We start from the raw sequence: 19,779 nt of genomic DNA on the forward strand, positions 1-19,779 counted from the left end.
CGTAGCTCGTAGCGGGAGCTCGTGGCTCGTGGAGGGGGCGCCTAGTGGATCCGGCCCGCCGCGCCGACCGACAGGCGCGCGACGACCTGCCCGAAGGCCCGTTCCTCGGCCGGCGTGAGCGGGATCGTCTCCTGCGGGTGCCACACGCGGTCCAGCGGGGCGAGCAGGCGCCCGCGGCGCTGGGTGCGGGCGCGCAGACCGAGGGCGACCCACACGGCCGCCGAGACGGCGAGCACGCCGAAGAGGGTGAGCACGCGGGGGTCCGAGAACTGGCCGGGCAAGGTCATGACTGGCTCCGAAGGCACGATTGCTGCTGATTCCTCCCGACCCGTTCAGTCAACACCATCCTGGGGGTCTTTCGGCAGGGGGTTCCGGGACCGAAGTCCCGCCCGCCGGCCGCGCTCCGGCCCTTCCCGGGCCCTCTTGTGCGGGTTCCGGAACCGCCCCAAGGTGGCGGGGACGGAGATTTCCGGCCGGGGAGGGAGCAGCCGCATGTCGGACACGAGCACGGGTGCATGGGCTTTCACGGACGACCGCGGTACGGGCCTGACGGCCGCGCGCCGCCCGGAGCGGGTCCTCGCGTACGTACGGGCCGGGGCCGCCCTGCTCGACCTGGGCGTGCGGCCGGTGGCGGTCTACGGCTCCGGGCACGACGGGGAGCTGCTCGACCCGGTGAAGGCGGGCGCGCTCGCGGCGGCCGGGGTGCCGTACCTGGGGCCGGGGCGGACGCTGACCCACGCGCGCGTGGCGGAGGCCGGCGAGGTCGACCTGGTCGTGGACGTGACGTACGACGGCAAGAGCCCGTACGCGCTCGACGAGGCGCTCGCGGAAGGCCTGGCGGCGCCGCTGGTCGCGCTGTCCGTCGGCAACGAGCTGACGCTCCCCGCGATCGTGGCGCGCTTCGGGGAGCTGGCCGGGTCGCTGGGCGCGGCGGACGCCGCCACCGGGCGGGTGGCCGACGCGGAGGCCGCGCTGCGGGCCGCCGCCGGGCGCGGCGGACTGCGGGTCCTAGCCCTGTCGGGCGCGGGCCCCGAGCAGGTGCATCTGGCCCGGCCCCAGGCCTGGCCGGAGCTGGCGCGCCTCGCCGAGCTGGGCGTCCGGCTGCTCGACCCCGGCCCGGGCCCGGGCGCGAACTGGCTGACCACCGACTGGGAGTACGCGGTCGGGCTCGCCCCTGACCTGGTCCTCTTCGACAGCCGCGCGAACGCGGTCCCCCCGCACACCGTCCCCCCGGGCGCCCGCCTCACCCCCTGGAACCCGGAGACCCCACCGAGCCCGCCGGCCGTCGCCCGCTTCTTCCAGGACCTCACGGCGGCCCTGGAGGACCCGGCGGCCTGACACCCGCCCGGGGGCCGCGGTAGCCGGGCCCCGCCCTCGCCTCCTACGGCACCCGCGCCCGCAGCGACCCCGCGAACTCCTCCGCGCGGGCCAGCTGGGCGCGGAGTTCCGCGACCCGCTCCGTCGCCGCGTGTTCGTAGCCGCGGACGCGGGCGACGAGGGCGGCGCGGACGGTGGGCTCGAGTTCGTACGGGGTGTCGGGGGTGTCGGCGGCGAGGCGGTCGACGGCGTCGAGGAGTTCGCGGGTCTCGTCGAGGGTGAAGCCGAGCGGCTTCATGCGGCGGATCACCATCAGACGGGCGACGTCGGCGTCGGTGTAGAGCGGGAAGCCGCCCTCGGAGGACGCGGACGGCACGACCAGGCCGCTGTCCTCGTACTGGCGGATGGTGCGCAGGGACAGTTCCGTCCGGGCCGCGACCTCGCCGATCTTCATGGGGCGCACGGGGCTGCTGAGCACGTCGGGTCCTTCCTCGGGGGCCCCTCGTCCGGGGCGCGGGCGGGCGCGGCTTCCGCACATTACATCCGATTCGTCCTAACTTCAGCACTTATGAGGGCTGGAAGCGTGGCGAAACGCCTGCTGGTAGGACGTTCGTTGGGTGGCGTGGAGCGGGGTCGAGTACAAGGCCGCCGAACGTGGTGGCGTCGTGGTCAGGGGGTCCCCGCCCCGAACACCTCCCGCCGCTGCTGGGCCTGCGGCTGCATCACGCCGGGCAGCCGGGAGAGCCAGGCCCGCTTCGTGCGCAAGAACCCCGGGTGCGGGTTCGAGGCCAACGCGGACACCAACGCAGGGCGCAACATCGATCACGCCGCCGGGCAGGCGGTGTCAGGACGTGGAGACCTCGGGGACACCCGGTCTGCGAAGCGTCAACCACCCACCAGGCCGCACGCGGCCTGAGAAGGGAATCCGCCCCGTGTACGGGACGGAGGATGTCAAGGCCACACCAGGCAGTAGGGCTGGTGCCCCGCCTCGTGGAGGCGGTGGCTGAAGTCCTGCCACTCGTGGAGCAGCTGGTAGACGTTGAAGGCGTCCTGCGGGCCGCCGCGGTCGGGGACCGTGGACCAGATGAAGGCGGCGGCACCGACGGATTCCTCGCCGATGCCGCGGAGGGGGTCGACGACGGTCATCGGGAGCTTGACGACCGCGTAGTCGGGGTGGAGCACGACGAGCTCCAGCGGCGGGACCTTGTGCAGGGGCATGCCCTGGATGCCGGTGAGGACCATCGCGGCTATGGTCTCCGGCTTGATCTTGGTGAACATGCCGCCCATGCCGAGCTCGTCGCCGCCCAGCTCCTCGGGGCGCATCGAGATCGGGACGCGGGCCGCCGTCGCGCCGTCGGGGGCGCCGAAGTACTTGTACGTGACGCCCAAGCGCCCGCCCCCGTTCCCGTGACCGCCCCCGTGTCCGTGACCGCTTCCGCTCGCGTCCCCGCCCACCGGCGTCACCGAGCCCTCGACGGGACCGGCCTCGCGGGCGCGGGCGGCGCGGCGGGCCCGGGCACGCCCGAGCCGGGACTCGTCGGCGGCAGGCTGGCTCCGCTCGGGGCTCGGCGCCGGGCTCGCCTGCGGGGGGTCGACCGGGTCCGCCGGGCGCGCGGGCTCGGCGCCCATCCTCGGCTCGGCGCCCTTCCGGGGCTCGGCACCCGCCCTCGGCTCGGCACCGGACCGCGGCTCGGCACCCGTCCGCGGCTCGTTGGCCCGCGGCTCTTCCGTCCTCCGGCGCCGGTGCCTCCCCCTCCGGACAGGGTCGGGACCCAGGTCGTCCGTCCCCTCGCCCGGTCCGCCACCGCGATGCATATCTCCACCCGACTGCTGTTCCGGTCCGCGGTCTGCGCGCGCGGCCCGATCATCGTGACAGTGACCTCCCCCACGGTCGTACGGTGAAACACCTGTCCGCAAGATCGCCGTGGCCTCTGACACCATGGATTCCGTGAGCCATCCTTATGACGCCCCAGTTTCGCAGACGCGACGGAGACACGCCCCGGCGTAATTCACAGGGTGCCCACGCCTTCCCCACGTACTCGACGTCGTCCTCGCAGGTCAGGATCAGGTCAGGATCACAGTGCCGTACTCATACGAAGCCCCAGTCTCACAGACGCTTTTCGACCGCGCCTCCCTTGTGACGCCCGGCGGCGTGAATTCGCCGGTGCGGGCCTTCCGGGCCGTGGGGGGAACGCCCCGGTTCATGGTGTCCGGTACCGGTCCGTACCTCACCGACGCGGACGGGCGTGAGTACGTCGACCTCGTCTGCTCGTGGGGACCGATGATCCTCGGCCACGCGCACCCCGAGGTGACGGCGGCGGTGCAGACGGCCGTGGCGCGCGGCACCTCGTTCGGCACGCCGGGCGAGGGCGAGGTCGCGCTCGCCGAGGAGATCGTGGCGCGGATCGAGCCGGTCGAGCAGGTACGCCTGGTGTCCTCCGGCACCGAGGCGACGATGTCGGCGATCCGGCTGGCCCGCGGCTTCACCGGGCGCGCCAAGGTCGTCAAGTTCGCCGGCTGCTACCACGGGCACGTGGACGCGCTGCTCGCCGCGGCCGGCTCCGGCGTCGCCACCTTCGGCCTGCCCGACACGCCCGGCGTGACCGGCGCGCAGGCCGGCGACACCATCGTCCTGCCGTACAACGACATCGAGGCCGTGCACGAGGCCTTCCACCGCCACCCCGGCGAGATCGCCTGTGTGATCACCGAGGCCTCCCCGGGCAACATGGGCGTGGTCCCGCCGCTGCCCGGCTTCAACCAGGGCCTGAAGGACGCCTGCGCGAAGAACGGCGCCCTGTACATCTCCGACGAGGTCATGACCGGCTTCCGCACCTCGCGGGCCGGCTGGTACGGCGTGGACGGGGTGAAGCCCGACCTGATGACCTTCGGCAAGGTCATGGGCGGCGGCTTCCCGGCCGCGGCCTTCGGCGGCCGCGCCGACGTCATGGGCCACCTGGCCCCGGCCGGCCCGGTCTACCAGGCGGGCACCCTGTCCGGTAACCCGGTCGCCACCGCCGCCGGTCTCGCGCAGCTGAAGCTGCTCGACGCGGCCGCGTACGAGAAGGTCGACGCGGTCTCGAAGGAGATCCAGGGCCTGGTCACCGGCGCGCTCGCCAAGGAGGGCGTGGCGCACCGGCTGCAGACCGCCTCCAACATGTTCTCCGTGTTCTTCACCGACGGTGAGGTGCGCGACTACGACGACGCGAAGAAGCAGGAGGCCTTCCGCTTCAACGCCTTCTTCCACTCGATGCTCGCGGACGGCGTGTACCTGCCGCCGTCGGCGTTCGAGTCCTGGTTCGTGTCCACCGCCCACGACGAGCGCGCGGTCGAGCGGATCGCCGCCGCGCTGCCGGCCGCCGCCCGGGCCGCCGCGGAGGCCGCCGCATGAGCGAGCAGAACACGCGGGAGCAGGACATCACCGTCGTCCACCTGATGCGGCACGGCGAGGTGCACAACCCGGACGGCGTGCTCTACGGGCGCCGGGCCGGCTACCACCTGTCCGAGCTCGGCCGGCAGATGGCCGACCGGGTCGCCGAGCACCTCGCCGACCGGGACGTCACCCATGTCGTGGCCTCCCCGCTGGAGCGGGCGCAGGAGACGGCGACGCCGATCGCCAAGACGCACGGTCTGAGCCTGGCCACGGACGAGCGCCTTATCGAGGCGGCGAACGTCTTCGAGGGCAAGACCTTCGGCGTCGGCGACGGCGCGCTGAAGAAGCCGGCCAACTGGAAGCACCTCACCAACCCCTTCAAGCCCTCCTGGGGCGAGCCGTACGTCGAGCAGGTCGTCCGGATGATGGGCGCCCTGGACGCGGCGAAGGACGCGGCGCGCGGCCACGAGGCGGTGTGCGTGAGCCACCAGCTGCCGATCTGGATCGTGCGCAGCTTCGTGGAGAAGCGGCGGCTGTGGCACGACCCGCGGCGCCGGCAGTGCACGCTGGCCTCGCTGACCTCGTTCACGTACCGCGGCGACAAGATCGTCTCCGTCGGGTACAGCGAGCCGGCCCTCGACCTCGTCCCCGTGCACCTGCGCGCGGGCGCGAAGCCGGTGCCGGGCAAGGCGAAGGCCTTCGGCGCGTGACGCGAAGGCATTCAGCGCGTGAGGTGAAGGCCTTCGGTGCGTGAGGCGGCGGCCTCCGGCGCGTAGGACGAAGGCCGTCGAGGCATAGACGCCGAGGCTCTCCCCGCAGTACACCCTCAGGGCGGTCGGACGACAGAACGTCGTTCGACCGCCCTGAAGTTTGTGCTATTTCCCGGAACCTCCGTGTTCCTCCCGTCATCTCACTCATTGTCGGTTTGGATGACGTTCAGGTCTTACGTCAGCGCGAATGGGGATGTCATGCGCGGGATCAATCGGAGGAGTCTGCTCGGGGCGGGAGTCGGTGCCGCCGCCGCACTGGGACTGACCGCCTGCAGCACCAACAACAAGGACAACACCGGACGTTCCGGACCCGGCAAGGGCGGCGACGTCACCGGCGCCCCGGATCCCTCCGCCAAGCCCACCCAGGACGACGGCCGGCCGATCGGCGACGGTTCCACCGCCGACACCGGAAAGCAGCCGAACCAGCCCGACGCCCCCGTGCCGCTCGAACCCGGTCAGACCCCGCCGCAGTTCGTCATCTTCTCCTGGGACGGCGCCGGCGAGGTCGGCAACGGCCTCTTCCCGCGCTTCCTCGAACTCGCCAAGAACCACGACGCGGCGATGACCTTCTTCCTCTCCGGGCTCTATCTGCTGCCCGAGTCCAAGAAGGACCTCTACCGCCCGCCGAACAACCGCGTCGGCGCCTCCGACATCGGCTACCTCACCGACGACCACATCAAGGAGACGCTGAAGAACGTCCGTCAGGCCTGGCTCGACGGACACGAGATCGGCACCCACTTCAACGGGCACTTCTGCGGCGGCTCCGGCTCCGTCGCCCACTGGACCCCCGCGCAGTGGCAGAACGAGATCGACCAGGCCGTCGGCTTCGTCACCCGGTGGAAGACCAACACCGGCTGGACCGACCTGCCCCCGCTGCCCTTCGACTACTCCAAGGAGCTCGTCGGCGGCCGCACCCCCTGCCTGCTCGGCCAGGACAACCTGCTGCCCACCGCCCAGCGCCTCGGCTGGCGCTACGACGCCAGCTCGCCCGGCGGCCGCCAGATGTGGCCGGTCAAGCGCGGCGGCGTCTGGGACCTGCCGCTGCAGGCCGTGCCCTTCCCCGGGCACTCCTTCGAGGTCCTGTCCATGGACTACAACATGCTCGCCAACCAGTCAAAGAACACGACCAAGGGCATGCCCTCGCGCTATCCCGGCTGGCGCAAGCAGGCCGCCGAGGCGTACCTCAACGGCTTCAACCGCGCGTACGAGTCCAACCGCGCGCCCTTCTTCGTCGGCAACCACTTCGAGCAGTGGAACGGCGGCATCTACATGGACGCCGTCGAGGAGGCCCTGAAGGGCATGGCTGGCAAGAAGGACGTGCGGCTCGTCTCCTTCCGCCAGTTCGCCGACTGGCTGGACGTCCAGGACCCCAAGATCCTCGCCAAGCTGCGTACCCTGGAGGTCGGCCAGTCCCCGGCGGGCGGCTGGAACACCTTCCTCCGCCCGGCCTAGCCCGGTCCGGGCTAGCCCGGACCGGCCCGGAGGGAGCCCCGCCCGGCTTAGACGATCTTGACAAGGGGCGTTACGGGCACGTAGTGGGGGTGCCCAAGATCGGCGAAACGCCCATGCGAAACTTTTCACATGAGCCTCAGCCATGCCCCTCGTCGCGCCCTGCCGGCGGTCGCCCTCGTGGCCGCCGCGCTCGTGCTGACCGGATGCAGCTCCGACTCCAAGGGCAGGTCGGGCGGCGGTGGCGGCACCAACTTCGTGACCAACGCGGGCGGTGTCTCCACCGTCGCCAAGGGCGAGCGGCAGGCGCCGAACAAGCTCGCCGGGGAGACCATCGACGGCCGTGCGCTCGACGTCGCCGACCTCAAGGGCAAGGTCGTCGTCCTCAACGTCTGGGGCTCCTGGTGCAGCCCCTGCCGCGCCGAGGCGCCGCACTTCTCGAAGGTCTCCAAGGACTACCAGGCCAAGGGCGTCCAGTTCGTCGGGATCAACACCCGCGACTTCAAGAAGCCGGACGCGGTCAACTTCGAGTCGAGCTACGACATCACGTACCCGAGCCTCTACGACCCGGCGGGGAAGATCATCCTCCATGGCTTCCCCAAGGGGTCCCTCCCGCAGGGCATCCCCTCCACCATCGTGCTCGACAAGGACGGGAAGATCGCCGCGCGATCCCTCATGGCACTCGACGAGGCCAAGCTCAAGTCCATGATCGACCCGCTGCTCGCGGAGAAGTGACGTGAACGAGACGGTCTTCAACGGGGCGCTGCTCCTCGCGCTGCCCATCGCCGTGCTCGGCGGCCTCGTCTCCTTCTTCTCGCCCTGCGTCCTGCCGCTCGTCCCCGGTTATCTGAGTTACGTGACCGGGGTCACCGGCACCGACCTCGGCGAGGCCCGGCGCGGCCGGATGACCGCCGGCGCCGCTCTCTTCGTCCTCGGCTTCTCCGCCGTGTTCGTCTCCAGCGGCGCGCTCTTCGGCTTCTTCGGCTGGACGCTCCAGGAGCACCGCGAGACCCTGACGACCGTCCTCGGCGTGCTCATGATCCTCATGGGCGTGTTCTTCCTGGGCCTCATGCCCTGGTTCACCCAGCGCGAGTTCCGCTTCCACAAGCGGCCCGTCACCGGCCTCGTCGGCGCGCCACTGCTCGGCGCGCTCTTCGGCATCGGCTGGACCCCCTGCATCGGCCCGACGCTCGCCGCCGTCAACGCGCTCGCCGCGAACGAGGCCAGCGCCGGCCGCGGGGCGCTGCTGACCGTCGCGTACTGCTTCGGCCTCGGCCTGCCGTTCATTCTCACGGCCGTCGCGTTCCGCAAGGCGCTCGGGGCGTTCGCCTGGGTGAAGAAGCACTACGCGTGGGTGATGCGGATCGGCGGCGGCATGATGATCCTGACCGGCATCCTGCTCCTCACAGGCGCGTGGGACACCATGGTCTCCACGATGCAGGGCTGGTCCAGCGGTTTCACGGTGGGGATCTGAGAGTTCCGAGATGAGCAGGACCGACATGACACAGCAGCCCGAGGCCGGCGCACCGCAGCCCCAGGCGGGCGCACAGCAGCCCGAGACCGGCCTCGACGAGGCCGGGGACCGGCTGTCCACCGCCCCCCGCGAGGAGACGGCGCTCGGCGGCCCCGCCCTCGGCGTCATCGGCTGGATCCGCTGGTTCTGGCGGCAGCTGACCTCCATGCGGGTCGCGCTGATCCTGCTCTTCCTGCTGTCCCTGGGCGCCGTGCCCGGCTCGCTCATCCCGCAGACCAGCGCGGACGAGCTGAAGGTGGAGCAGTTCAAGAAGGCGCACGAGACCCTCACGCCGCTCTACGAGAAGCTCCAGCTCTTCGACGTCTACAGCTCGGTGTGGTTCTCCGCGATCTACATCCTGCTCTTCGTCTCCCTCATCGGCTGCATCGTGCCCCGCACCTGGCAGTTCGTCGGCCAGCTCCGCAGCCGCCCGCCGGGCGCGCCCAAGCGCCTCACCCGGCTCCCCGCGTACACCACCTGGCGCACCGAGGCCGCTCCCGAGGACGTCAGGGCCGTCGCGCTCGCGACCCTCAAGGGCCGCCGCTTCCGCGCCCACACCGCGGGCGACGCCGTCGCCGCGGAGAAGGGCTTTCTGCGCGAGGCCGGCAACCTGCTCTTCCACGTCGCCCTGATCGTCATCCTCGTGGCCTTCGCCGTCGGCCAGCTGTTCAAGTCCGAGGGCGGCAAGCTGATCGTCGAGGGTGACGGCTTCTCCAACACGCTCACCCAGTACGACGACTTCAAGTCCGGCTCCCAGTTCTCCGTCGACGACCTGGCGCCGTTCGGCTTCAAGCTCGACGGCTTCACCGGCACGTACGAGAAGAACGGCCCCCAGCGCGGCACCCCGCGCACCTTCGAGGCGGCCGTCACCTACTCCGAGGACGGCGGCCCCGACAAGAAGGCCGTCATCCGGGTCAACGAGCCGCTGGAGGTCGGCGGCTCCAAGGTCTATCTGATCTCCCACGGCTACGCGCCCGTCGTCACCGTCCGGGACGGCCGCGGGAAGATCGTCACCAGCGGCCCCGTGCCGCTGCTGCCGATCGACAACAACATCACCTCGTCCGGCGCGATCAAGGTGATGGACGGCTACCGCGACAAGAACGGCAAGAAGGAGCAGCTGGGCTTCCAGGCCTTCCTCGTGCCGACCTTCGCGGGCGCCGGCAAGGGGACGATGTTCTCCCAGTTCCCGGCGCTCGACTTCCCGGTCATGGCGCTCACCGGCTACCACGGCGACCTGCGGGTCGACTCCGGTCTGCCGCAGAACGTGTACCAGCTCGACACCTCGAAGATGAAGCAGTTCGCGGTCGCCGGCGGCACCGGCAAGGCCAACCGGCTGCTGCCCGGCGAGACCATGACGCTGCCCGACGGTGCCGGCTCGATCACCTTCGAGAAGGAGATCAAGGAGTGGGCGAGCTTCCAGATCTCCCAGCAGCCGGGCAACGGCCTCGCCCTCACCGGCGCGATCGCCGCCATCGCCGGACTCGCCGGCTCGCTGTTCATCCAGCGCCGCCGGGTCTGGGTCCGGGCGGTCCGCGGCGAGGACGGCGTCACCGTCGTCGAGATGGCGGGCCTCGGCCGCAGCGAGTCCGCCAAGCTGCCCGAGGAGCTGGCCGAGCTCGCGGCCACGCTCCACGCGAAGGCGCCCACGGCGCCGGAAGAACCCGCGGAATCATCCGCCGGCACACCTGCCGCAAAGTCCGAAGGGGCTGAGAAGTGATCCTCGCCGCCGAGACCAACGAGAGCCTGGCGCAGCTGAGCGACCTGCTCGTCTACTCGTCCATGGCCGTCTACACCCTGGCCTTCTTCGCCCACATCGCCGAGTGGGTGTTCGGCAGCCGCAGCAAGGTCGGCCGCACCGCCGCCGCCCTCACGCAGCAGCAGCCGGGGGCGGCCGCCGCCGCGGCCCCGGCCGTCCAGGTCAGGACGGCCGCCGGCGGCACCGCCGTGCTCGACAAGCCGCAGGTCGTCACCCGCTCCGCGGCCGGCGCCCGGGACGTCCCGGACGGCCCCGGCGCGGCCGGCGGCACGGTCCAGGGCGACCTGTACGGCCGGATCGCGGTCTCGCTGACCGCGCTCGCCTTCCTCATCGAGGCGGCCGGCGTGATCACCCGCGCGCTCTCCGTGCAGCGGGCCCCGTGGGGCAACATGTACGAGTTCTCCACCACTTTCTCCACGGTGGCGGTCGGCGCGTACCTCGGCTTCCTCGTCGCGAAGAAGAACGTCCGCTGGATCGGTCTGCCGCTGGTCACCACGGTCCTGCTCGACCTGGGCATGGCGGTCACCTGGCTGAAGACGCCCAGCGACCAGCTGGTGCCGGCGCTCGACTCGTACTGGCTGTGGATCCACGTCTCGACCGCGATCTTCTGCGGCGCCGTGTTCTACCTGGGCGCCGTCGCCACCCTGCTCTACCTGTTCCGCGACTCGTACGAGAACAAGCTCGCCACCGGCGGCGACCCGGGCTCCTTCGCCCGCTCCGTCCTGGAGCGGCTGCCCGCCGCGGCCAGCCTCGACAAGTTCGCCTACCGGGTCAACGCGGCCGTCTTCCCGCTGTGGACCTTCACGATCATCGCCGGCGCGATCTGGGCCGGCGACGCGTGGGGCCGCTACTGGGGCTGGGACGCCAAGGAGGTCTGGTCCTTCATCACCTGGGTCGGTTACGCGGCGTACCTGCACGCCCGCGCCACCGCCGGCTGGAAGGGCCGCAAGGCCGCGTACATCGCGCTCATCGCCTTCGCCTGCTTCCTCTTCAACTACTACGGAGTCAACATCTTCGTGAGCAGCAAGCACTCCTACGCGGGCGTCTGAGCTCGCGACCGAGAAGCCCCGGGGCCACGCTGGAGGTATGAGCGAGATACCCCGGGGCCGGAGCGAGACCCACGACGACCTGCATCATCTGCGGTTCGTGATGGAGCTGCCGCACCCGATGGTGAGCGTCTGGGCGGCCGTCGCGACACCGGAGGGGCTGCCGCAGTGGTTGTGCGCGGCCGACCCGCTGGAGCCCAGGCTGGGCGGGCGGGTCACCCTGCGCTGGCTCAACAGCGACACGGTCCTCTCGGGGCAGGTGACCGCCTGGGACATGGAGAACGTCGCCGAATACACCGTCGAGCCCGGTCACCAGCGCATCCGCTTCCATCTGGAACCCGCGACCGTCCTGCGCTTCACGCACGAGTTCCGCGGCCCGCGCGAGGAGAAGCTGGACATGCTGGCGGGGTGGCACGAACACTTCGAACGGCTCGCCAGGGCCCTGGACGGCCACCCCACGAACTGGCTCGACTGGACCGAGGACCGCTGGCGCGAGCTGCGCGAGCTGTACGAGCGGGACGAGGCGCCCTGGCCCAAGTGGGAGCCGTAGACACACCGCCCACGTACGGTCACCCCCGTACGCTCACCCCTTCTTCGGCGGCAGGCAGCTCGTGGCCGGCGGCCCGCCCGCCGGCCAGGCGATGGCCACGAAGCGCTGGGTGCCGTCCTCGGCGAGCTCCACGATCGGGACCGCCTTGTTGTACGGGTTGCCGAAGTTGTCCAGGCAGATCCAGCCGCTCGCGCCCTGCACCCGCAGCGAGCCCTTGACCTGCGGCCACTGGGTGGCCACGTCGTCGAGCTCCGGTACGGCCGCGCCGTCCGGGGTGGCCTGCCGGATCGCGTGGACGGCCGTCGCCATCGCGTCGTACGCGACGATCGCCTGCCCGTCCGCGAGCGCCACCGGCTTCTCGTCCGCGCGGGCGATGTCCGTGAGGAAGGTGTCGTACGCGACCGTCGACCCGCCCGTCGCCGGCACCGTCCGGCCCGGCGCGGCCCGCCAGGCGTCGGGGTGCGCGAGCGAGGCGTACCGCACGGTGAGGCGCGCCTTGAGGGCCTTGCGGTCGAGCTTGCTGTCGGCGCCCAGGTAGGAGCCCTCGTCACCGGTGAGGATGGTGAAGGGACGCTCGACGCAGCCGCGGGCGCCGAGCGCGTTGATGAACTGGCGCAGCTGGGTGTGCCGGCCCGCGAAGAACACGGTCTCGGCGCGGGTGTCGCAGATGAGGTGGGTGATCTGCTTGAACGTGTTGGCGGTGGTGCCCTCCTCGGTGGGGTCGGCGGGCGAGGTGAACAGCTGCGGCTCGTAGGGCGCGCCCTTCAGGGACGTGGCGAAGGCCGACTTGAGGGTGTCGGTGTAGTGGTCGCCGGTGCGGGTGTCCTGCACGAGCAGGGCCCTGGCGGCGTCCACCTTGCCGAAGTGGGCGAGCGCGTCGGCCTCGTCGCTGTTGGTGGGGGAGACCCGGGCGAGGCCGGGGAAGCGGTCGGCGCCGGGGCCGGGGCCGTTGGCGATGTCGTCGGCGGTGATGGTGGTGCCGACGACGGCGAGGCCCGCCTCGTGGGTGAGGGCGGTGACGGCCTGCCGGATCTCGGTGGAGGAGGTGGCGACGCCGGTGACCGCGCGCAGCTGGTCCGGGGCGCCGGTCATGCCCTTCAGCTGGTCGACGGTGGTGCGCCAATGGGCGTTGCCCTTGCCGGTGTTGGCGAGGACGAGGCGGATCTTCGGGGTCTCGCTGTTGGACTCGTGGTTGGCCCGGTGCTGGCGGGCGTAGGCGCCCTGGAGCTCGTGCAGCACCTTGACGCGCATGCCCGCGTCGGGGGAGGTGAGCGGCAGCAGGACGGCGACGGTGGCGTACTCGCCGGGCTTCAGGGTGGCGTTCTCGCGGCCTATCAGCCCGGCGATCGGTGCGAGTTCGGGGACGCGGAAGGCGAAGCCGTCGCCGTTGACGCCGACGCACTCGTCGGAGCCCGCGGGGCGCGCGACTCCCGCCGCACAGGAACGGTTCTCCGGGGTCGTCCAGGTCTTGATCGCCCAGCCGAGCGGCAGCCCGATGACGAGCAGGGCGAGCACGGCGGCGAAGAACCGCTGTCTCGGGGTGTAGAGATAGCGGGCGAGGAAGCGGTCGCGGGGGTGCAGCGGGTCGGTCATCGCCTCGGACTCCGTTCCGTCATCGCCTCAGACTCCGTCCTCGCGGCCCGGCGGCAGCGAGGGCCGCCGCCAGGCGTGAATGTCCCTGGGCCAGTGCGTGGCCGCGTCCCACAGCGGGCTGTTGCCCGTCAGATGGCGCCCGGACAGCTGCCGCAGCTCGTGCGCCAGCTTCTCGGTCACCTCCTCGTCCGGCAGTGCCAGCGGATCGGTCAGCAGCCACACGGCGTGCAGCAGCCGTCGTACGGAGAGATGCAGGGCGGTCGCGTCCGCGTCCAGGCCGTCCGGCAGCGGGACGGGCGCCCGGCCGTCCGGTGCCGGACGGCCGAGGGCGGCGGCCCGGCGCGGGTCGGGCCCGCCGGCGCCCGGTCCGCCGCCGCTCGCCTCACGCGGATACGGGGCGGAGGCCACGAACCGCAGCCGCCCCAGCCAGCCCACCACGTCCGGCTCCGGGAACGTGGTCCGCAGATGCGTCACGGCGTCCTCGGCCCGCCCCAGGGCCAGTTCGTGGAACAGCCGGTACGGCAGCTCGGCGGCGGGCGCGCCGGCCCGCCCGTAGTGCCGGTGCAGCGTCTCGTGCACCGCCCGCCAGGCCGCGTGCCGCGGATGGTCGGCGTCCTCGAAGCGCAGCCGGTGCAGCAGCAGGGCGCGAAGCAGCGGGTCGGCGACGAAGTGCTCGGGGCCCTCCGCCCAGTCCTCGGCGCGCAGCCGGTCCCGTACGAGCAGCGCCATGTCGCCGTCCCGGTTCTCGGCGCGCAGCCGGGTGTGGGCGAGCAGCCGCGCGGACTCCTCGTCGTGCGCGGCGGCGAGCACCGTGAACGGCTCCAGGCGCGGCTGCGGCAGCAGCGCCCCGAGCAGCGTCGGCGCGACCGGCACCGGGTGCGCGTCCTCGCGGAGCTCGACGGTCAGGTCGAGCAGCGCGCCCGGGGTGAGCCCGGGGCGTTCGGCGCGCGGCGCCTCGGCGGCGGCCTGCCCGAGCAGCAGCACGCCGAGCGGCCGGCCGCCGGTCAGCCGGTGCACCCCGCGCGCCAGGTCGGCGGGGGTGCGGCCGGACGGGTCGAGCCGGTCGAAGGCGGCCTGGGTCTGGTTCGGGGAGAGCGGGGTGAGCTCGACGGCGAGGATGCCGGAGGTGACGTCCTCGCCGCGCGGGGCGGGCGCCCGGTGCGCGGTCTCCGGCAGCTTCATCCGGTGCGCGTGCCGCAGGCCCTCGTGCTGGTGGACCCGGGAGGCGGCGAGCACCACCAGCTTGTCGCGGCGGCCCTCGTGGCGGGCCCGCAGGATCGGTTCGACGAGCCGGCGGCCCAGCTCGCCGTGCGCGTTGTCGAGCAGTACGACCGGCCGGCCGCGCCGGGTGCCGACCCTGGTGAGGCCCTTGTAGGCCTGGCCCAGGTCCTCCACCAGGGCGCCGACCAGGAAGCCCTCGGCCTCCCGGCGGCGCCGGCCGCCCTGCTCGAAGTCGATGGCGAGCTGCTGGAGCCCGGCCTTGCCGCGTCCGCCGGCGTTGCGGTAACTCCCGTACCAGCCTTCCGACTTCTGCTGCACCCGCCCGAAGACCTCCTCCAGGACCGTCTCGACGGTCGCCTCGGCGAGCAGCCCGGCGAGCGGCGCGGCGGTCTCGGCGAAGGTGGCGGCGAGCTTGGTCAGCACCTTGGTGACCCAGTTCGCCGCCGCGCCCTTGGTGGCGTCGACGGTGGAGAGCACCGGCCCGAGCCGCTGCAGATCGCGCTGGGCCCGCTCCTCGTCCTCTCGCGACCAGCCGGTGGAGGCGACCGCGACCAGGCCGAGCGAGAGCCGCGGGAACTGCACCGGCTTCGCCCCGGTCACGCGAGGCGCCAGCTGCACCGCCAACTCGGCGAGTGCACCGGTCAGTTCGGTCCAGCCCGGGCCGTGGTCGGCGGGCGGCTCGATCCGGTCGCAGTCGACCAGGGCGAGCGGAGTGGCCCCCTTGTAGGTGTCGCGGAGCTTCTTGAGCAGGGCGGTCTTGCCCATCCCGCGCCCGCCGGTGAACACGACCACGGGCGGGTCGTCACCATGCTCGTGCGGCACGCGGGCGAGTCCCTCGCCCCCCAACCCGATCAGGCGCGCGGCGAGCCCCGTGCGCTGGAGCACCGCCTCGCGGCCGTACAGGACTCTCGGCACCCGTCATCCCCCGCATCCCGTATCCCGTCAGACGTGCCCCGTCACATCCTCAAGTCCGAATTATCGACGGGGAGTTGGTCATCGGCCAGGGTTTTCGGAACTCGAACTCACTGTGCGGAGATGGCGTCGAGCTGGGCCCGCAGATAGGAGTGGGACTCGATGCCGTTGATCGTCGTGCCGGGCGTGCACTCGTAGAAGTAGACGAGCGACATCAGCTCCTCGGCGGGCACGTCGGCCGGCGGCGGCAGCACCCGGTGCCGCCCCGAACGCCAGCGACCGCCCGTCCAACCCGCCATCAGATCCCCGATGTTGACGGTGAAGGCGTCCGGGTCGTACGGGGCGTCCTGCCAGCCGTCCTCGTCGGTGAACAGCTGAAGCCCGCCCCGCCCCGCCTGCCGGTCCAGGACCGTCACGGTGCCGAAGTCGGTGTGCGGCCCGATCCGGAACTGCCCCGGCTCGGGCGGCCCGGTCCGTTCGAGCGCCGGGTACCAGTTGATGTTGAAGCCGAAGGTGGGGTGCCCGGTGTGCCGGGTGAAGAAGTCGGCCTCCTCGCCGAGCGCGAGCCCGAGCAGGTCGAGGACGTGGTCGGACAGCTCCCGCATCTGCGCCAGGTACTCCTCGACCAGCGGTTTGAGGGCCGGTGTCTCGGCGGGCCACGTGTTCGGCAGGAACCACTCGGCGTCCACGGCCGGGTCCCCGGTCGGCGTCTCCGCCGCGAAGGACAGCGACTCCTTGAGGTCCGGCGGGGTGGCGGTGCCCTCCGCGTAGCCGTTGGCCTCGGCGCCGGGCCCGAGCCAGCCGCGCCCGCCGACCTTCACCGCGTACGGCTCCTTCACGGCCGCCGGCAGGTGGAAGAAGCGCCGGGCGACGGCCCGGATCTCCGCCCGCAGTCCGGGGTCCACCCCATGCCCGGCGACCAGCAGGAACCCGGCCTTGCGCAAGGCGAGGTCGACGGCCGGCAGCTGCGGGACGGGATCGCGTCGCAGATCGATCGTGGGAAGCCCGGTCCCGGCCCCGGTCCCGGTGTCAGTCATGGCCGATGTCCTCGTTCCACAGGTCCGGGTGCTCGGAGACGAACCCGCGCATCAGCGCCGCGCACTCCGCGTCGTCCAGGACCAGCACCTCCACCCCCTGCTCCGCCAGCCAGTCGTGACCGCCGTGGAAGGTGCGGGCCTCGCCGACCACCACCCGCGAGATGCCGAACTGCCGGACCAGGCCGGAGCAGTACCAGCAGGGCGACAGCGTCGTCACCATCGTCGTACCCCGGTACGAGCGCTGCCGGCCCGCCGCCCGGAAGGCGGCCGTCTCCGCGTGCGCCGACGGATCCCCGTCCTGCACCCGCCGATTGTGCCCGCGCCCGAGCAGCTCCCCGTCCGGCCCGTACAACGCGGCCCCGATCGGCACCCCGCCCTCCGCGAGCCCGGCCCGCGCCTCCGCGAGGGCGACGCTCAGCCAGTGGCGGGCCTGTTCCTGGTCCATGCGGGAAGCCTTCCCCGGGGCGGTGCCGACATCACACAGTCCCTCACGCGAGGGCGCCGGCCTCCTGCTCGTAGGGGAAGCGGGCGAGTGGCGTCTCGCCCTGGAAGAAGGTCCTGGCACGGCTCATCGCCCGCTCGTCGGCCCGCACCCGGCCGGGGCGGGAGCCCGTCCCGGTCAGGACCCCGCCGAAGCGCATCCGCAGATAGGCCGCCGAATGACTCAGGCCGGTCACCAGGCCGTCCGCGACGACATGGTCGTCGTCGGCCATGGCCGTCACCCCCCACAGCGTGCCGCCCGCCATGCGCTCCTTGAAGTCCGAGCCGGGCAGGTTCAGCCAGCCCGACCAGTAGTCCAGGTAGCGCTTGGTCTGCGCGGAGAGGCTGTACCAGTACAGGGGCGAGACGATGACGATGTCCGTGGCCTCCATCGTGGCCCGCCGCAACAGCTCCTCGTCCCCCGCGGCCTGCCGGTCGCCGCTCTCGTGCCGCCCGTCCTGGAAGTCGGGCAGCTCCAGCCGGTTCAGATCCACCCAACGCTGCCCGACATCGGCGGGCAGGTGCGCGGCGGCGGCGCGGGCGAGCATCTCGGAGTTGCCGTCGGCGCGGGAGCTGCCGAGGACGAAGAGGAACGAGCGGTCCGGGTTGTGTACGGGGTCGAGGGTCATGTCGCTGCCAACTGCCCGGCCCCCGGGGCTATTCCTCGGTGGAGGGCATGACGTAGGAGCCCTTGCCGCGCACGGTGATCACGAGCCCGCGCTCACGCAGTTCCTGGGTGGCCCGCCGGGCGGTGAGGCGGGCCACACCGTACTCCTCGGCCAGACGGTGCTCGGAGGGGATCGGGCGATCGGGCGCGAGCGTTCCCGCAGCGATCTGCTTGGCGATGGCATCGGCCAGCTGGACGTAGAGCGGAGTGGCGCTCATCGGGTCCAGGGGGCCACCCGGGGTGGAAGATTCGCTCATACGTCCAACATAGAGCGGTGTGAAACTCCACGATCGAGTGGATCTGTCTGCACTTGTATGCAGAGGACTAGTTGCCAAGCTAGCGTTTTCGGGCAAGCGAAGACCCCGGCGGCCGCTGGTACCGGCCCCGGGGCATGGCCACCAACTTCAACGGAGTTGACGACGTGCGAAACCCTATCGCGCACACCCTCGGCGGGGTCCTGATCCCCGTCCTCCTCTGGCTGCTGGCGCTGACCCTGCCGCCCACCGGCCGGCACCGCACACGGGCGGCCCAGCGCCGACGGCGGCGCGCGCTGTGGCTGGCCACGGTCGGGGTGGACGTCGACCACCGCAACATCCACGCCACCCGCGTCCACGCCGGCGTCGCCCGATGAACCGCTGCGGGGCCCGGCGCCCCTCGGTCGCCGTCGTCGAGGTGATGCGGCCGGTGTGCGCGGGGTCGGTCTGCGTGCTCGCTGTGGGGCATGGAGGGCCGCACCGCGACCGCGCGGGCGATGCCTGGTGGGTGACGCCGGAGATCGCCGACGCGGTGAGCGTCTCCCTCTTCACTCACGCACTCGCGGGCAGCCTGGAACCGGCAGAGGAGCCGGCGTACCGGTCGCCGCGCTGCATCGTCGGTCTGCATGAGCGCTGCCGGGACCATGTGCCGCGCGAGTCGGGTGTACCGGGAGTCCGTTACCTCATGTGCGAGTGCGTCTGCCACCTGCGGGGGCACGACGGGGCGTGAGTCCTGCGTGGGTTTCTGGTGTGGCCGCCCTCTCTCCGAGTGTGGCCCCCTCCGCCACCGCGTCAAGGGCGCTCCCTTCGGTCGCGTCGCTGCGCGATGGCCTACGGCCACCCTTGACCCGGTGTCTCCGGGAGCCTTTGCACACTCGGAGGGCGGCCGGGGGCCCGGCCACGCGGAAAGCCCCGGGTAGCCCGTCCCGCCGTAGGCGGATGGCGGGCCGGTGGTGGGTGAGCCCGGGTATCACTCCCGAGCGAAAGAAGTCCTCGGGCCGGTGGGTAGGGGCTCGGTTCGCGGCCGAGGCGGGGGATCCCGTATCGCCGGTTCGGGGTGATGCAAACCCCGCTCGTGCGAAGTCCTGGGGCGCGATGGCCGTCCCTGAAGTCACACGGGTCTCATCCGTCCCATCGGGGGACGGGGGTTGCCGACTTTGCACGCCGTGCCTGCAGATCGCCTCACCAGTCGCACCAGCCTCCGTGCGAGCTGGATAAGGTGCCCCCGAAGTCAGGCATGGGGGGATCGCGTTGGAGCGACGGAAGGTGATCGGGATCGGGGCGGGGCTGGCGGTCCTGCCCGTCTGGTGGGTTCTGCGGTGGGCGGTGAACGGGGCCGACGAGGACTGGCGCACCGAGACCGAACCGCTGGGGCGGGCGTTTCCTGTGCTGGGCCAGCTCACCGACGCCAAGTGGGTGAGCAGCCGGGACAACGATCGGGGCCTGCCGTCGCCGGAGCTGGTGATCTCGGGCTTCGCCCGGTTGGCGCCGGGGAAGCTTGCCGAGCTGACAGCGGCCCATGCCTTCGTCTCGGAGGGGCCGGCCGATGACTTCTCCTCGTGGTTCGAGAAGCCGCTCAAGGGAGAGGGGCCGGAGGACCCGCAGTGGGTTCGGTCGGACGAGCTCGACCGCGACGGCAGCGGCTACTCCACCAACCTGTGGTTCGACCGTCGCAGCGACACCGTCCGCTTCCGGGCACTCAACCCGTACGGCTAGGACCCGTGGATCTCGGACTTTGCATCGTCCAGAAGGCGCCTGCACGGCTGCTGGGCGTGCAAAGTCGGGAATCGCGGTGGGGGATGGGAATTGGATCGCCTCACCAGTCACACGAGTCCCACTCGTCC

Annotated in this window: 22 protein-coding genes; 13 read left to right on the plus strand and 9 right to left on the minus strand. The window is 72.0% G+C overall.

The window, feature by feature from the left end; genetic code table 11:
- Positions 1–41: 41 nt before the first annotated feature.
- Positions 42–287, minus strand: a complete 246-nt coding sequence (locus AB0M18_RS31255) for a hypothetical protein (protein ID WP_365763961.1) — start codon at positions 285–287, stop codon at positions 42–44.
- Between the two features lie 205 nt (positions 288–492).
- On the opposite strand from AB0M18_RS31255, the gene AB0M18_RS31260 reads away from it, so the two are divergent.
- Complete coding sequence (locus tag AB0M18_RS31260) at positions 493–1,338, plus strand: ABC transporter substrate-binding protein (protein ID WP_365763963.1); 846 nt, start codon at positions 493–495, stop codon at positions 1,336–1,338.
- 43 nt (positions 1,339–1,381) lie between these two features.
- Here AB0M18_RS31260 and AB0M18_RS31265 read toward each other — a convergent pair whose 3' ends face one another.
- On the minus strand, positions 1,382–1,771 hold the full coding sequence (locus AB0M18_RS31265) for a MerR family transcriptional regulator (RefSeq protein ID WP_365764003.1): 390 nt from the start codon (positions 1,769–1,771) through the stop codon (positions 1,382–1,384).
- A gap of 267 nt (positions 1,772–2,038) precedes the next feature.
- On the opposite strand from AB0M18_RS31265, the gene AB0M18_RS31270 reads away from it, so the two are divergent.
- A complete protein-coding gene (locus AB0M18_RS31270; protein ID WP_365764005.1) occupies positions 2,039–2,233 on the plus strand; it encodes a hypothetical protein in 195 nt (64 codons plus the stop codon).
- A 35-nt stretch (positions 2,234–2,268) separates the two neighbouring features.
- Here AB0M18_RS31270 and AB0M18_RS31275 read toward each other — a convergent pair whose 3' ends face one another.
- Positions 2,269–2,772, minus strand: coding sequence for a hypothetical protein (locus tag AB0M18_RS31275; RefSeq protein ID WP_365764007.1), 504 nt, complete (start codon positions 2,770–2,772; stop codon positions 2,269–2,271).
- A gap of 625 nt (positions 2,773–3,397) precedes the next feature.
- On the opposite strand from AB0M18_RS31275, the gene hemL reads away from it, so the two are divergent.
- The 8 genes from hemL to AB0M18_RS31315 all read left to right on the plus strand — a co-directional run bounded on the left by hemL (position 3,398) and on the right by AB0M18_RS31315 (position 11,771).
- Positions 3,398–4,705, plus strand: a complete 1,308-nt coding sequence (hemL, locus tag AB0M18_RS31280) for a glutamate-1-semialdehyde 2,1-aminomutase (RefSeq protein WP_365763965.1) — start codon at positions 3,398–3,400, stop codon at positions 4,703–4,705.
- A complete protein-coding gene (locus tag AB0M18_RS31285) occupies positions 4,702–5,397 on the plus strand; it encodes a histidine phosphatase family protein (RefSeq protein ID WP_365763967.1) in 696 nt (231 codons plus the stop codon). The genes hemL and AB0M18_RS31285 overlap by 4 nt, the downstream gene beginning before the upstream one ends.
- Positions 5,398–5,655: 258 nt before the next feature.
- Positions 5,656–6,909 (plus strand): hypothetical protein, encoded by a 1,254-nt coding sequence (locus AB0M18_RS31290; RefSeq protein WP_365763969.1) that lies wholly within the window; start codon positions 5,656–5,658, stop codon positions 6,907–6,909.
- 129 nt (positions 6,910–7,038) lie between these two features.
- Entirely contained in the window at positions 7,039–7,641 is a 603-nt protein-coding gene (locus AB0M18_RS31295; protein ID WP_365763971.1) for a TlpA disulfide reductase family protein, read from the plus strand.
- Position 7,642: 1 nt separating this feature from the next.
- Entirely contained in the window at positions 7,643–8,380 is a 738-nt protein-coding gene (locus tag AB0M18_RS31300; RefSeq protein ID WP_365763973.1) for a cytochrome c biogenesis protein CcdA, read from the plus strand.
- A gap of 10 nt (positions 8,381–8,390) precedes the next feature.
- Complete coding sequence (locus AB0M18_RS31305) at positions 8,391–10,136, plus strand: cytochrome c biogenesis protein ResB (protein WP_365763975.1); 1,746 nt, start codon at positions 8,391–8,393, stop codon at positions 10,134–10,136.
- Positions 10,133–11,224: a c-type cytochrome biogenesis protein CcsB gene (gene ccsB / locus AB0M18_RS31310; RefSeq protein WP_365763977.1), complete on the plus strand. Its 1,092-nt coding sequence runs from the start codon at positions 10,133–10,135 to the stop codon at positions 11,222–11,224. The genes AB0M18_RS31305 and ccsB overlap by 4 nt, the downstream gene beginning before the upstream one ends.
- Positions 11,225–11,261: 37 nt before the next feature.
- Positions 11,262–11,771 (plus strand): SRPBCC domain-containing protein, encoded by a 510-nt coding sequence (locus AB0M18_RS31315; RefSeq protein WP_365763979.1) that lies wholly within the window; start codon positions 11,262–11,264, stop codon positions 11,769–11,771.
- A gap of 33 nt (positions 11,772–11,804) precedes the next feature.
- On the opposite strand, the gene AB0M18_RS31320 is transcribed toward AB0M18_RS31315, so the two are convergent.
- From AB0M18_RS31320 to AB0M18_RS31345, 6 genes are all read right to left on the minus strand, one after another.
- On the minus strand, positions 11,805–13,364 hold the full coding sequence (locus tag AB0M18_RS31320) for a hypothetical protein (RefSeq protein WP_365763981.1): 1,560 nt from the start codon (positions 13,362–13,364) through the stop codon (positions 11,805–11,807).
- Between the two features lie 27 nt (positions 13,365–13,391).
- Positions 13,392–15,500, minus strand: a complete 2,109-nt coding sequence (locus AB0M18_RS31325) for a hypothetical protein (protein WP_365763983.1) — start codon at positions 15,498–15,500, stop codon at positions 13,392–13,394.
- Positions 15,501–15,607: 107 nt separating this feature from the next.
- Complete coding sequence (locus AB0M18_RS31330; RefSeq protein WP_365763985.1) at positions 15,608–16,534, minus strand: 2-oxoglutarate and iron-dependent oxygenase domain-containing protein; 927 nt, start codon at positions 16,532–16,534, stop codon at positions 15,608–15,610.
- The gene (locus AB0M18_RS31335; protein ID WP_365763987.1) at positions 16,527–16,979 is read right to left on the minus strand and encodes a nucleoside deaminase; all 453 of its coding nucleotides are present in this window, start codon (positions 16,977–16,979) and stop codon (positions 16,527–16,529) included. The genes AB0M18_RS31330 and AB0M18_RS31335 overlap by 8 nt, the downstream gene beginning before the upstream one ends.
- 43 nt (positions 16,980–17,022) lie before the next feature.
- Complete coding sequence (locus AB0M18_RS31340) at positions 17,023–17,643, minus strand: NAD(P)H-dependent oxidoreductase (RefSeq protein WP_365763989.1); 621 nt, start codon at positions 17,641–17,643, stop codon at positions 17,023–17,025.
- Positions 17,644–17,671: 28 nt separating this feature from the next.
- Positions 17,672–17,938, minus strand: a complete 267-nt coding sequence (locus AB0M18_RS31345) for a GntR family transcriptional regulator (protein ID WP_365763991.1) — start codon at positions 17,936–17,938, stop codon at positions 17,672–17,674.
- A gap of 164 nt (positions 17,939–18,102) precedes the next feature.
- Between AB0M18_RS31345 and AB0M18_RS31350 the strand changes: the two genes are divergently transcribed.
- The 3 genes from AB0M18_RS31350 (at position 18,103) to AB0M18_RS31360 (ending at position 19,651) form a co-directional block, all read left to right on the plus strand.
- Positions 18,103–18,312: a hypothetical protein gene (locus AB0M18_RS31350; protein ID WP_365763993.1), complete on the plus strand. Its 210-nt coding sequence runs from the start codon at positions 18,103–18,105 to the stop codon at positions 18,310–18,312.
- Complete coding sequence (locus AB0M18_RS31355) at positions 18,309–18,665, plus strand: hypothetical protein (RefSeq protein WP_365763995.1); 357 nt, start codon at positions 18,309–18,311, stop codon at positions 18,663–18,665. The genes AB0M18_RS31350 and AB0M18_RS31355 overlap by 4 nt, the downstream gene beginning before the upstream one ends.
- A 521-nt stretch (positions 18,666–19,186) precedes the next feature.
- Positions 19,187–19,651, plus strand: coding sequence for a hypothetical protein (locus AB0M18_RS31360; protein ID WP_365763997.1), 465 nt, complete (start codon positions 19,187–19,189; stop codon positions 19,649–19,651).
- Positions 19,652–19,779: the final 128 nt, after the last annotated feature.

The organism is Streptomyces sp. NPDC051909, from assembly GCF_040681095.1.
Classification (GTDB): domain Bacteria; phylum Actinomycetota; class Actinomycetes; order Streptomycetales; family Streptomycetaceae; genus Streptomyces.

Bases quoted from the DNA above. Each gene is read 5' to 3' on its own strand.
- AB0M18_RS31255 (WP_365763961.1), bottom strand. From the start codon at position 287: ATGACCTTGCCCGGCCAGTTCTCGGACCCCCGCGTGCTCACCCTCTTC.
- AB0M18_RS31260 (WP_365763963.1), top strand. From the start codon at position 493: ATGTCGGACACGAGCACGGGTGCATGGGCTTTCACGGACGACCGCGGT.
- AB0M18_RS31265 (WP_365764003.1), bottom strand. From the start codon at position 1,771: ATGAAGATCGGCGAGGTCGCGGCCCGGACGGAACTGTCCCTGCGCACC.
- AB0M18_RS31285 (WP_365763967.1), top strand. From the start codon at position 4,702: ATGAGCGAGCAGAACACGCGGGAGCAGGACATCACCGTCGTCCACCTG.
- AB0M18_RS31290 (WP_365763969.1), top strand. From the start codon at position 5,656: ATGCGCGGGATCAATCGGAGGAGTCTGCTCGGGGCGGGAGTCGGTGCC.
- AB0M18_RS31295 (WP_365763971.1), top strand. From the start codon at position 7,039: ATGAGCCTCAGCCATGCCCCTCGTCGCGCCCTGCCGGCGGTCGCCCTC.
- AB0M18_RS31305 (WP_365763975.1), top strand. From the start codon at position 8,391: ATGAGCAGGACCGACATGACACAGCAGCCCGAGGCCGGCGCACCGCAG.
- AB0M18_RS31315 (WP_365763979.1), top strand. From the start codon at position 11,262: ATGAGCGAGATACCCCGGGGCCGGAGCGAGACCCACGACGACCTGCAT.
- AB0M18_RS31320 (WP_365763981.1), bottom strand. From the start codon at position 13,364: ATGACCGACCCGCTGCACCCCCGCGACCGCTTCCTCGCCCGCTATCTC.
- AB0M18_RS31330 (WP_365763985.1), bottom strand. From the start codon at position 16,534: ATGACTGACACCGGGACCGGGGCCGGGACCGGGCTTCCCACGATCGAT.
- AB0M18_RS31335 (WP_365763987.1), bottom strand. From the start codon at position 16,979: ATGGACCAGGAACAGGCCCGCCACTGGCTGAGCGTCGCCCTCGCGGAG.
- AB0M18_RS31340 (WP_365763989.1), bottom strand. From the start codon at position 17,643: ATGACCCTCGACCCCGTACACAACCCGGACCGCTCGTTCCTCTTCGTC.
- AB0M18_RS31345 (WP_365763991.1), bottom strand. From the start codon at position 17,938: ATGAGCGAATCTTCCACCCCGGGTGGCCCCCTGGACCCGATGAGCGCC.
- AB0M18_RS31355 (WP_365763995.1), top strand. From the start codon at position 18,309: ATGAACCGCTGCGGGGCCCGGCGCCCCTCGGTCGCCGTCGTCGAGGTG.